The sequence below is a fragment of the Aeromonas bestiarum genome, assembly GCF_028751155.1.
Lineage (GTDB): Bacteria > Pseudomonadota > Gammaproteobacteria > Enterobacterales > Aeromonadaceae > Aeromonas > Aeromonas bestiarum.
The window spans coordinates 2,239,742-2,251,716 of sequence record NZ_CP064746.1 but is presented as its reverse complement, the minus strand read 5'-3'; the positions used below and the strand labels follow the sequence as shown (position 1 = coordinate 2,251,716).

The window sequence follows — 11,975 nt, the reverse complement described above, 5'->3', positions numbered from 1 at the left end:
ACCATGATGATGACCCTGGGCTGGTTCGTGTTTATGCGCTCGACCGTGGCCCCGCAATCCCAACAAGACGAACGCGCATGGCGCCACCCGGGCAATAACCGGGTCGGCGCCCGACCCTCTTATCAGTACCTCGGGCCAGATGACGAACTCAGTCACTTAAGCGGGGTGCTCTATCCAGAGCTCACTGGCGGGCCCGTCTCCCTCGATATGCTCAATAGCATGGGTGACAGCGGCCAAGCCTTCCCCCTGATCCAAGGGGATGGCGTGATGCGTGGCTCGTTCGTGATAGAGGGGATCAGCACCACCCGCAGCGAGTTCTTCCAGGATGGCAGCGCCAGAAAAATCGAGTTCATCATCAAGCTCAAGCGGGTCGATGACAACGCCAGCTCCCTCGGCAATACCCTACTCGGCCGCACCGCGGGCAACCTGCTCGGTAGATTGGGCGTCGGCAAGCTGCTGAACACCGTAGGCGGCAAACTCGGGGGGCTGCTCTGATGGAGGCATTCGACCAGTTCGGTACCCGTTTGGCTGAAAACCTTGGCATCACCAGCCAACTGGATGCCCTGCGCCAACAACATCCGGCGCCCGCCTATCAGGTGCGGGTCGATGGTCGCGATGTCTCGGGCACCCTGCGCCCACGCCTGATGCACATGACCATCACCGATAACCGGGGCTTTTCGGCCGACACCATCGAGATCGCCCTCGATGACAGCGATGGCAAGCTGGCCATGCCGCGCCGTGGGGCCACCCTGCAAGCCAGCATCGGTTGGCAAGGCGGCCCCCTGGTCGATAAAGGCACCTTCAAAATTGACGAGGTGGAACACGGCGGCGCGCCGGATGTGCTCACCATCAGGGGCAAGTCGGCAGACCTGCGCGGGGGCATGAATAAACTGCGCGAGCGCAGCTGGCACTTCGAGACCATCGGCGCCATCGTTGAGCAGCTTGCCGCCCGCTATGGCCTGACACCGAGCGTTGGCGACGCCTTCAAGGGGATGGTGATCGACCACATCGACCAGACCAACGAGAGCGATCTGGCCTTTCTCACCCGCTTGGCCACCGAGCAGGATGCCATCACCACCGTCAAATCTGGCCGTCTGATGTTCATCAAGGCGGGCAACGGTACCACCGCCAGCGGCAAGGCACTCCCTGCCATCACCATCACCCGCCAGGACGGCGATCAGCACCAGTTCTCGGTGGCAGACCGCGACGCCTACACCGGTGTCATCGCCTACTGGCAAGACAACAAGGCCGCCGAGAAGAAGAAAATCGAGGTGAAGCGCAAACGGAAGACCAAACCGAAAGAGGAACGGCCATTACCGCCTGGAGTGGTGGTCAACAAGAAGGAAAACGAGCTGCTGGTTGGTGACAGTGAGAACGTCAAGGAACTGCGCCACGTTTACGCCAGCCAGAGCAACGCCATGCTGGCCGCCCGGGCAGAGTGGGAAAAGCTGCAGCGCGGCGTGGCCGAGTTTCAGATCACCCTGGCCAAAGGCCGCCCCGAACTTTACCCGGAGCAACCCACCACGGTCAGGGGCTTCAAACCGCAAATCGACGAAGCAGACTGGCTACTCACCCAGGTCATCCACGACCTCACCGATCAGGGCTACACCAACCGCTTGCAACTCGAAGTGAAACTGGAAGAACTGCCTGAGTGACCACATAGATAAAAAAGCGTGGACATAATGTGGACATAAGAAAGGAAAAACTTATGTAAAACAAAGAGTTACAGATACAAAAAAGGAGGCCTGAGCCTCCTTTTATCTTTCATAACAGAACCGGATTAAACCAGCGCTGCTTTAGCCTTTTCAACCAGGGCGGTGAAAGCCAACTTGTCGTGAACGGCGATATCGGACAGGATCTTGCGATCGATCTCGATAGAAGCCTTCTTCAGACCGTTGATCAGACGGCTGTAGGACAGACCGTTCTGACGGGCTGCAGCGTTGATACGCGCAATCCACAGCTGACGGAACTGACGCTTTTTCTGGCGACGGTCACGGTAGGCATACTGACCAGCTTTAGTTACCGCTTGTACCGCTACGCGGTAAACTCGGGAACGGGCGCCGTAGTAACCTTTGGCGGCTTTCATTACTTTCTTGTGACGAGCGCGAGCAGTCACACCACGTTTAACTCTTGGCATTTTTCACATCCCCCTTATGCGTACGGCAGACAAGCGACAACACGTTTGTGGTCGGCAGCAGAAACCATGAACTTCGGCCCCAGCTTGCGCTTACGCTTGCTGCTCTTCTTGGTCAGGATGTGACGCAGGTGGTTGTGCTTGCACTTGAAGCGACCCGAGCCAGTCTTCTTGAAGCGCTTTGCAGCACCCCGGTTGGTTTTCATCTTCGGCATTTCATACTCCGCATTGTGAGTGACAACAAAATCGCAAGGCGAACCGACTCATGGGGCGAACCCATGAGTCAATTTCTTGTGGGCCTTAAGATTTCTTCTTGGGTGCGAGGACCATCACAGCTTGACGGCCTTCGACTTTCGGGAACGACTCCACTACGGCCAACTCTTCCAGATCGTTCTTGACGCGCTCCAGAACCTTGATACCAAGATCCTGGTGAGCCATTTCACGACCACGGAAGCGCAGGGTGACCTTAGCCTTGTCCCCGTCTTCTAGAAAGCGAACCAGGTTGCGTAGTTTTACCTGATAGTCGCCTTCGTCAGTACCAGGACGGAATTTGATTTCCTTGACCTGGACGACTTTCTGCTTTTTCTTCTGTTCTTTGGTTGTTTTGCTCTTTTCGTAGAGGAATTTGCCGTAATCCATGATCCGGCAAACGGGCGGTTCAGCGTTAGGGCTGATCTCGACCAGATCCACTCCAGCTTCAACGGCTAAGTTCAATGCATCTTGGATAGCAACGACGCCCAAAGGCTCTCCGTCAATACCAGTCAGACGAACTTCTTTCAGACGAATCTCGGTATTGATCCGGTGAGCGCGGGCTTGCGGTTGCTTGCCCAGTTTTTTTCCGCCTTTTATAGCTTATTCCTCCACTTTCTTTTGTCCGCGGGTCTGAACTTCCTGGGTCAACAGAGCAACTAGCTCTTCAACAGGATAAGTGCCCAGGTCAGCCCCTTTACGAGTCCGTACTGCAATCTTACCGGCTTCAACTTCTTTATCGCCGCAGACCAGCATGAAAGGTACTCGCTTCAAAGTATGCTCGCGGATTTTAAAGCCAATCTTCTCATTTCTCAAGTCCGCTTTTGCGCGAAGACCCGCATCATTCAATGCTTTGGCTACTTTTACCGCATAATCGGCCTGATTATCTGTGATATTCATGACCACAGCCTGAGTCGGAGCCAACCAAGTCGGGAACAATCCGGCGTACTCTTCGGTCAGAATACCGATGAAACGCTCGAGTGAACCCAGAATGGCCCGGTGGATCATCACCGGTACGTGGCGTTCGTTGTCTTCACCCACATAAGTGGCACCCAGACGTCCAGGCAGGGCGAAGTCGAGCTGCACGGTACCACACTGCCAAGCACGATCAAGGCAATCATGCAGGGTAAATTCGATCTTGGGACCGTAGAAGGCGCCCTCACCCGGCTGCAGATCGTACTTCAGACCATTCAGCACCAGGGCTTCGGCCAGCGCCGCCTCGGCGCGATCCCAGGCCTCATCGGAGCCGATGCGCTGCTCGGGACGAGTCGAGAGCTTGACCACGATATTTTCGAAGCCAAAGGTGCCGTAGACGTCATAGACCATACGGATACAGGCGGACACCTCTTCCATGATCTGCTCTTCGGTACAGAAGATGTGAGCGTCATCCTGGGTAAAACCACGCACCCGCATCAGACCGTGCAGGGAACCGGACGGCTCGTTGCGGTGGCAGGAGCCGAACTCGGCCATGCGCAGCGGCAGATCGCGGTAGGACTTCAGACCCTGGTTGAAGATCTGCACGTGACCCGGGCAGTTCATCGGCTTGATGGCGTACTCGCGGTTTTCGGACTGGGTGGTGAACATGGCCTGGGCATACTTCTCCCAGTGGCCAGAACGCTCCCACAGCACGCGATCCATCATGAAGGGACCCTTCACTTCCTGGTAGTCGTACTCTTTGAGCTTGCCGCGGATGAAGGTTTCCAGCTCACGGAAGATGGTCCAGCCATCGTTGTGCCAGAACACCATGCCAGGGGCTTCTTCCTGCATGTGATACAGGTCGAGCTGCTTGCCTATCTTGCGGTGGTCGCGCTTGGACGCCTCTTCCAGACGCTGCAGGTAGCCTTTGAGCTGCTTCTTGTCAGCCCAAGCAGTGCCGTAGATGCGCTGCAGCATCTTGTTGTTGGAATCGCCACGCCAGTAGGCGCCGGACATCTTCTGCAACTTGAAGTGGTGGCAGTGACGCATGTTGGGCACGTGCGGGCCGCGACACATGTCGACATACTCTTCGTGATGATACAGACCAGGCTGGTCATCACGGGCAATATTCTGATCCAGGATCTCGACCTTGTAGGTCTCGCCACGGGCTTCGAACACGTCGCGTGCTTCCTGCCAGGAGACTCTCTTCTTGATGACGTCGTAATCCTTGGCGGCCAGCGCCAGCATGCGCTCTTCCAGGGCAGCCAGATCCTCGTCGGTCAGGGTACGATCCAGATCGATGTCGTAGTAGAAACCGTTGTCGATGACGGGACCTATGGCCATCTTGGTCTGGGGCCAGAGTTGCTTGATGGCATGACCCAGCAGGTGAGCACAGGAGTGGCGCAGTATGTCCAGACCTTCTTCGTCTTTGGCGGTGATGATGGCCAGGGAGGCATCGGCTTCGATCAGCTCGCAGGCATCCACCAGTTCACCGTTTACCCGACCGGCAATGCACGCCTTGGCGAGACCCGGACCTATGTCCGCGGCCACGTCCATGACGGAAACGGAGTGGGCAAATTGACGTTGGCTGCCGTCAGGCAGAGTAATGATTGGCATTGTGTGTTTCCTTGTACAGTGGTGCCCCCTACCAAAGGGCACATGCGGGATGGAAAAAAATCATTCAAAAAAGGGTGATGTTCTGGCTCTCCACAGCACTTTGCGAAGACACCCAGTGCCGCAAACAGCTTGCGTGACGGCACAAGGCAAACCAAAAACCGGACCATGCTACCAGAAGTAGGCGGGGCTGTATCGGGTTGGATGAGATTTTCTACAACCAAATGAGGTGCTTGCCGGTTAGTCACCCAACAGGGGTTGCCAGTTGAAATCGAAGGTACTGCTCCCCTCCTCGGCCAGTGCGATCTCCTCCAACACCTTCAATGCAAGCTTGTTGCCCTTTTGCGAGGCCTGATAGAGCCACTGCTTGGCCTGAGCCAGATCGACCCGGCCACTCACCCCCATCAGGTGCAGCACGCCGACTTTCAGCATGGCGGGTACGTCACCGTTGCGGGCCGCCAGCTCCATCCAGTGAAATGCCTGCCGCAGATCCCGTTTCACCCCGGCGCCGCGCAGATAGACCTCCGCCAGCCGGTACTGGCCGAAGGCATCCCCCGCCTGCGCCGACTGACGATAGAGGCTGATGGCCTGCTCCATGTCCTGATCTGTGCCCTGCCCCACTTCATGACTCCAGCCCATCAGCGCCTGCGCGCGCGGGATCCCCTGCTCGGCCAGCGGTTGCCAGATCCTGGTTGCCGTTTCGAACTGGCCGCTGCGCCAGGCCCGGTTGGCCGATGCCAGCTCCTGCTCGGTCGAGAGCGGGATCAGCCGCCAGATGACCAGACCAAGCACTCCGATAAACAGCCAGCGGCAGGTGATGGGTTTCATGATGATTTCCGTGATCCAGTTCGCATTTTGTCTATGTAAACGAAATGTAGCGCAGTGATCAAGCAGGAGATCCCGTTGACATGCTTTTTATGGCGGTATGAGTTGGCAGGGCTTGCATTTGGCAATGAGGGTCAGCATGATAACTGTATATATAAACAGTGTCAGTGCGAGACGATGGCAGCACGAGGCAGCACCCACAATATCGAGCATCGTTTCAGCGGCCCGCTGGTCGAGGCTGTCGACGATGGCTGGGCCCAAACCGAGTGGGAGGCAGCATTTGCCGCCAGTGCTCCCCGCACCGAGGTGAAGGAGATAACGGCGCGCAGCATCATCAGCTACAACCGCTCACCGGATGTGCCATTTGGTCGCTCCATCAACCCCTATCAGGGCTGCGAACATGGCTGCATCTACTGCTATGCCAGACCCAGTCACGCCTACCTGGAGCTCTCTCCCGGCCTCGACTTCGAGACCAGGCTGTTTGCCAAGCTCAATGCCGCCGAGCTGTTGCGCCGGGAGTTTGCCAAGCCAAGCTATCAGCCAGAGACCATAGTACTCGGCGCCAATACAGATCCTTATCAGCCCATCGAGCATCACTATCGCCTCACCCGCGCCTTGCTGGAGGTGATGCTGGCCCATCGTCACCCGGTGGGCATCATCACCAAGAGCGCCATGATATTGCGCGATCTCGATCTGCTCGCCGAGCTGGCCCGGGAGGGGCTCTGCCAGGTGATGGTGTCGGTGACGACCTTGAATGAAACCCTGCGGCGACAGCTGGAGCCCAGAGCCAGCACAGGTGCGGGTCGGCTCAAGGTGGTCGAGAAGCTGGCACAGGTCGGTGTGCCGGTCGGCGTGCTGGCGGCCCCCATGATCCCGCGCCTCAACGAGCCCGAGCTGGAGCAGATCATCAAGGCGGCGGCCGAGGCCGGTGCCCACTGCGCCGACTACATACTGCTGCGATTGCCCCACGAGCTGACCACCCTGTTCAGCGACTGGCTGGAGGAACACTACCCCGGCCAGAAGGAGGCCATCCTGAACCAGCTACGGGCCAGTCGGGATGGCGGGCTCAACAGCCCCGCCTTTGGCACCCGCATGCGCGGTGAAGGCCAGTTTGCCGACTTGCTCGCCCAGCGCTTTCGGCTCATCAGCAAGCGCCTGGGCTTGGGCAAGCGCCATCTTCAGCTGCGGCGGGACGGCTTCATTCGCCCGGGCGAACAACTGCGGCTGTTCTGATCGCCCCGACAGCGTCAACCGCACTCATAACGCCTCCCCTTCGCCGGTACACCACAAACCATGCCGACGAGCAGGGCCTCACCCCCTTGGCCGAGGCGAGTGCGTGGCCTTGCCCTGGGCGATCAATTCGGCGGGCAGTCGTGCCGGCTCATGGGCCACTTCGTCCTCATGCTCCCCTGCCAGCGACGCTGGTTGATGTTCGCCCCATACCCGGCTCCACCAGATCTCCCACATTACCCAGCTAGTCATAAGGTGCTCCTGTTTGATGGCTGCGCGTCGCAGTCTGTTGAGTGCGACAGGGGCAAGCTTGGCCGCATCCCATGACAGGGGGATGACGCAGGCATGATGAATTGAGGACAAGGAGGAGTACGGCAATGCTCGCGGTGCGAGTGATCAGCAACGCGTGCGGCAACAGGATCAGGCTGACCCATCAGGCTGGGGGCGCGCTACCTGGGGCAAACGGCAGCAACAAAAAGAGCGACCCTGGGGTCGCTCTTTTTCATGGAGGCAGACGCGCGATTATTCGTCGCTCGCTGCACCCTCGTCAGTGGATCCTGCATCGGCAGAGCCGGCATCTGGCGCGGTATCTGTGCCTTCGGACACCTCACCGTCAACGGCCACGATGTCGTTCTCTTCCTCGTCGCTCTCGGCGATACGCTGCAGGCCGACGACTGTCTCGTCTTCACCGGTACGGATCAGACGCACACCGCCGGTGTTACGGCCTATGACGCTCACCTCGGCGACGCGAGTACGGACCAGGGTGCCGCCATTGGTGATCAGCATGATCTGGTCGGTATCTTCGACCTGGATCGCATCGATCACCTTGCCGTTACGCTCGTCCACCTTGATGGAGCGAACGCCCTGGGTACCACGGCTCTTGGTCGGGTACTCGGTCAGCGCGGTACGCTTGCCGTAACCGTTCTCGGTGGCGGTCAGGATGGCACCCTCGCCACGGGGGACGATCAGGGACACCACCTTGTCACCGTTGAGCAGGCGGATACCACGAACCCCACCGGCGGTACGGCCCATGGGACGTACGCCCTTGAAGGTACCCTTGCTTTCGGTGCCTTCGCCGTTGTCGCTGCCATCGTCGTCGTTGCCGGCGTCAATGACACTCTCGTCATCCCCGTCGACATCATCGCTGGCATCGGCATCGGCTGCATCGGCGCGGCCGCTGCCTTCATTGAAACGAACCACCTTGCCCGCATCGGAGAACAGCATGATCTCGTTGCTGCCATCTGTGATATCCACCCCGATCAGCTCATCACCCTCTTTGAGGTTGATGGCACGAATACCGGAGGAGAGCGGACGGCTGAACGCAGACAGGCTGGTTTTCTTCACGGTACCGTCGGCGGTGGCGAAGAAGACATACTTGTCGTCGGCATACTCTTTGACCGGCAGGATGGCGGTGATGCGCTCACCCTCTTCCAGCGGCAGCAAGTTGATGATCGGACGACCACGGGCGCCACGGGACGCCTCCGGCAGCTGATACACCTTGAGCCAGTAGACCTTGCCACGGGTGGAGAAGCACAGAATGGTGTCGTGGGTGTTGGCCACCAGCAGACGTTCCACAAAGTCCTCTTCCTTGATCCGGGTAGCCGACTTGCCACGACCACCGCGGCGCTGGGCCTCGTAGTCGGTCAGCGGCTGGTACTTCACATAACCCTGGTGAGACAGGGTCACGACCACGTCTTCCGGGGTGATCAGATCTTCGATGTTGATCTCGGCGCTGGAGGCGCTGATCTCGGTGCGACGCGCGTCGCCATACTGCTCGCGCACGGCCAACAGCTCATCGCGGATCACTTCCATCAGCCGTTCCGGGCTTGCCAGAATGAACAGCAGCTCGGCGATCAGATCCAGCAGAGATTGGTACTCTTCCAGGATCTTCTCGTGCTCGAGACCGGTCAGCTTGTGCAGACGCAGATCCAGGATGGCCTGGGCCTGCTGTTCGGTCAGGAAGTATTGACCTTCACGGATGCCGAACTCCGGCTCCAGCCACTCGGGGCGGGCCGCGTCGTCGCCTGCCTTTTCCAGCATGCCGGCCACGTTGCCGAGTTCCCAACCGCGGGCAACCAGCTTGGCCTTGGCGTCAGCCGGGGTATCGGAGTGACGGATCAGCTCTATGATGGGGTCTATGTTGGCCAGCGCGACCGCCAGACCTTCCAGGATGTGGGCCCGATCCCGCGCCTTGCGCAGTTCGAACACGGTCCGGCGGGTCACTACCTCACGGCGGTGCAGCAGGAACGCATCCAGAATGTCTTTAAGGTTCATCACCTTGGGCTGGTTGTTATCGAGCGCCACCATGTTGATGCCGAACGTGGTCTGCAGCTGGGTGTGCTTGTAGAGATTGTTCAGCACAATCTCGCCAGACTCGCCACGTTTGATCTCGATAACGATGCGCATGCCGTCCTTGTCGGACTCATCGCGCAGGGCACTGATGCCCTCGACTTTCTTCTCTTTGACCAGCTCGGCGATCTTCTCGATCAGCCGCGCCTTGTTCACCTGATAAGGCAGCTCGTGAACCAGGATGGTCTCGCGACCCGTCTTGTCGTCCACTTCCACTTCGGCCTTGGCGCGCACGTAGACGGAGCCACGACCGGTGCGGTAAGCCTGCACTATGCCGGCGCGACCGTTGATGATGGCGCCAGTGGGGAAATCAGGCCCTGTGATATAGGTCATCAACTCATCGATGGTGAGATCGCTATTTTCGATCAGCGCCAGACAGCCGTTGACTATCTCGGTGAGGTTGTGAGGAGGAATGTTGGTCGCCATGCCCACCGCGATACCGGATGAGCCGTTGACCAGCAGGTTGGGCACCTTGGTGGGCATGACAGCCGGGATCATCTCGGTACCGTCGTAGTTCGGTACCCAGTCCACTGTCTCTTTGTCCAGATCGGCCAGCAGCTCGTGGGAGATGCGGGCCATCCGCACTTCGGTGTAACGCATGGCGGCGGCGCTGTCGCCGTCGACCGAACCGAAGTTGCCCTGACCGTCGACCAGCATGTAGCGCATGGAGAAATCCTGCGCCAAGCGGACAATGGTGTCATACACGGCACTGTCGCCGTGCGGGTGGTATTTACCAATTACGTCACCGACCACACGGGCCGATTTTTTATAGGGCTTGTTCCAGTCGTTCCCCAACTCGTTCATAGCAAACAGAACGCGGCGGTGAACCGGTTTCAAGCCATCACGCACATCCGGCAGAGCTCGTCCTACGATCACGCTCATGGCGTAATCAAGATAGGAACTCTTGAGCTCTTCTTCGATGTTGATCGGCGTGATCTCTCTGGCCAGATCGCTCATAGAAAGCCTTAATCCCTAATTAGTTGTTCTTTGGCTTAAACAGCGCGCCATGGTAACACACTGAGCCAAATACCTTAAGCCACAAATCCGGGTAACAAGTCGGGCTGGTGTGACAAAGTGTGTCCGTTATAATGCCCGCCAGGACAATAGATTGCGCCCAAGTCTTGCTACCTGCGCGCCCTGCCACAGGATCATCAAAACATGAATAGTGATGCCAATGTCGATCTGACAGAAATCGCCAAATTTGAAGCCATCGCCTCCCGCTGGTGGGACATGGAGGGCGAATTCAAGCCACTGCATCAAATCAATCCGGTGCGCCTTGACTGGATCACCGACAAGAGCGGCGGCCTGTTTGGCAAGCACATCCTCGACATCGGCTGCGGGGGCGGCATTCTCTCCGAGAGCATGGCCCGGCGCGGTGCCCACGTCACCGGCATCGACATGGGCAAGGAGCCCCTCGGCGTCGCCCGCCTGCACGCCCTCGAGCAGGGGGTGGAGCTCCAGTACCAGCAGATGACGGCAGAGGAGCACGCCGGCCAGGCCCCTAGCCAGTATGACGTGGTCACCTGCATGGAAATGCTGGAGCATGTGCCGGATCCGGCTTCTGTGCTGCGCGCCATCGCCACCCTGGTGCGCCCGGGCGGACGAGTGTTCGTCTCCACCATCAACCGCAACCCGAAAGCCTACCTGATGATGATCCTGGGGGCCGAATACCTGATGAAGATGGTCCCCAAGGGTACCCATGATCACAAGAAGTTCATCACCCCAGCCGAACTGTGTCGCATGGGTGAAGCGGCGGGCCTGCTGGTGCGGGACATGAGCGGCGTGCACTATTCGCCGCTGACCGGCCAGTTCAAGCTCGGCAAGAACGTCGACGTCAACTACATGGTGGAGTTCATCCGCCCGGAGCAAGGCTGATGAGCGACTCTCACCCTGTGCCGCTGCGCTGCGTGCTGTTCGATCTCGACGGCACATTGCTCGACACGGCTCCCGATCTGGGTGCCGCCGTCAACCATGTGCTGGTGAGCGAAGGCTTTGCCCCGCTCTCCGAGGCCATCATCCGCCAGACCACCTCCCATGGCGCGCTCGGGCTGCTCAGAGCCGGACTTGGCGATGAGTTGCTCGAGGAGCTGGGTGCCACGCGCCTGCGCACCGCCCTGCTCGACTTCTACGCCGCCCACCTGTGCGTCGGCACCCGCCCCTATGAGGGCATGGTGGATCTCATCGAGTGGCTGGACGAACGGGCCCTGCCCTGGGGCATAGTCACCAACAAGCCCGGCTTTCTGACCGAGCCGTTGCTGGCGGCCCTGCCCGAGCTTGCCAGTTGCGGCGTCACCGTCAGTGCCGATACCCTGCCGGTGCGCAAGCCAGACCCTGCCCCCATGTACTTTGCCTGCGAGCAACTGGGCGTCGACGCCGCCCATTGCCTCTACGTGGGGGATCACGTGCGTGACATAGAGGCCGGCCGCAATGCGGGCATGCGCACTGCCGTCGCGGGTTGGGGTTATCTGAGCGATGACGAGGATCCCGCCGACTGGGGCGCGGATCTGCACTTCGATACCGTGCAGGCTCTGCACCACTGGCTGCGTTACGAGGTAGCCTGACCCCATGATCCACCGGGTCACAGGCATTGATGGATCATAAAGGCAGCTTTGTTGCCAAACGGTGCCCATATGAACACCAACATATGGATGTTCGTGGG

The 11,975-nt window shown here is 59.1% G+C and carries 12 protein-coding genes; 5 read left to right on the top strand and 7 right to left on the bottom strand.

What is annotated here, in order from left to right:
* The first annotated feature begins 3 nt into the window (after positions 1 to 3).
* Positions 4 to 495: a phage tail protein gene (locus IU367_RS10460; RefSeq protein WP_274454249.1), complete on the top strand. Its 492-nt coding sequence runs from the start codon at positions 4 to 6 to the stop codon at positions 493 to 495.
* Positions 495 to 1,655 (top strand): phage late control D family protein, encoded by a 1,161-nt coding sequence (locus tag IU367_RS10455; RefSeq protein WP_274454247.1) that lies wholly within the window; start codon positions 495 to 497, stop codon positions 1,653 to 1,655. The genes IU367_RS10460 and IU367_RS10455 overlap by 1 nt, the downstream gene beginning before the upstream one ends.
* Positions 1,656 to 1,780: 125 nt before the next feature.
* Here the strand turns inward: IU367_RS10455 and rplT are convergent, their stop codons facing one another.
* The 5 genes from rplT to IU367_RS10430 form a co-directional block, all read right to left on the bottom strand.
* Positions 1,781 to 2,137, bottom strand: a complete 357-nt coding sequence (gene rplT / locus IU367_RS10450; protein WP_005300683.1) for a 50S ribosomal protein L20 — start codon at positions 2,135 to 2,137, stop codon at positions 1,781 to 1,783.
* A 14-nt stretch (positions 2,138 to 2,151) separates the two neighbouring features.
* Positions 2,152 to 2,349, bottom strand: coding sequence for a 50S ribosomal protein L35 (rpmI, locus tag IU367_RS10445; RefSeq protein WP_005315535.1), 198 nt, complete (start codon positions 2,347 to 2,349; stop codon positions 2,152 to 2,154).
* An 85-nt stretch (positions 2,350 to 2,434) separates the two neighbouring features.
* A complete protein-coding gene (infC, locus tag IU367_RS10440) occupies positions 2,435 to 2,965 on the bottom strand; it encodes a translation initiation factor IF-3 (protein ID WP_274454371.1) in 531 nt (176 codons plus the stop codon).
* A gap of 21 nt (positions 2,966 to 2,986) precedes the next feature.
* Positions 2,987 to 4,915, bottom strand: coding sequence for a threonine--tRNA ligase (gene thrS, locus IU367_RS10435; RefSeq protein ID WP_043135382.1), 1,929 nt, complete (start codon positions 4,913 to 4,915; stop codon positions 2,987 to 2,989).
* Positions 4,916 to 5,152: 237 nt separating this feature from the next.
* Positions 5,153 to 5,740: a tetratricopeptide repeat protein gene (locus IU367_RS10430; RefSeq protein ID WP_274454246.1), complete on the bottom strand. Its 588-nt coding sequence runs from the start codon at positions 5,738 to 5,740 to the stop codon at positions 5,153 to 5,155.
* Positions 5,741 to 5,914: 174 nt separating this feature from the next.
* On the opposite strand from IU367_RS10430, the gene IU367_RS10425 reads away from it, so the two are divergent.
* Positions 5,915 to 6,970, top strand: coding sequence for a PA0069 family radical SAM protein (locus IU367_RS10425; RefSeq protein WP_274454245.1), 1,056 nt, complete (start codon positions 5,915 to 5,917; stop codon positions 6,968 to 6,970).
* Positions 6,971 to 7,048: 78 nt separating this feature from the next.
* Here IU367_RS10425 and IU367_RS10420 read toward each other — a convergent pair whose 3' ends face one another.
* Both IU367_RS10420 and gyrA read right to left on the bottom strand, forming a co-directional pair.
* Entirely contained in the window at positions 7,049 to 7,219 is a 171-nt protein-coding gene (locus IU367_RS10420) for a hypothetical protein (protein ID WP_167336105.1), read from the bottom strand.
* Between the two features lie 270 nt (positions 7,220 to 7,489).
* A complete protein-coding gene (gene gyrA, locus IU367_RS10415; protein WP_274454244.1) occupies positions 7,490 to 10,273 on the bottom strand; it encodes a DNA topoisomerase (ATP-hydrolyzing) subunit A in 2,784 nt (927 codons plus the stop codon).
* Between the two features lie 201 nt (positions 10,274 to 10,474).
* Between gyrA and ubiG the strand changes: the two genes are divergently transcribed.
* Together ubiG and IU367_RS10405 are read left to right on the top strand one after the other, a co-directional pair.
* Positions 10,475 to 11,191, top strand: coding sequence for a bifunctional 2-polyprenyl-6-hydroxyphenol methylase/3-demethylubiquinol 3-O-methyltransferase UbiG (ubiG, locus tag IU367_RS10410; RefSeq protein WP_274454243.1), 717 nt, complete (start codon positions 10,475 to 10,477; stop codon positions 11,189 to 11,191).
* On the top strand, positions 11,191 to 11,877 hold the full coding sequence (locus IU367_RS10405; RefSeq protein ID WP_274454242.1) for an HAD family hydrolase: 687 nt from the start codon (positions 11,191 to 11,193) through the stop codon (positions 11,875 to 11,877). The genes ubiG and IU367_RS10405 overlap by 1 nt, the downstream gene beginning before the upstream one ends.
* Positions 11,878 to 11,975 lie beyond the last annotated feature (98 nt).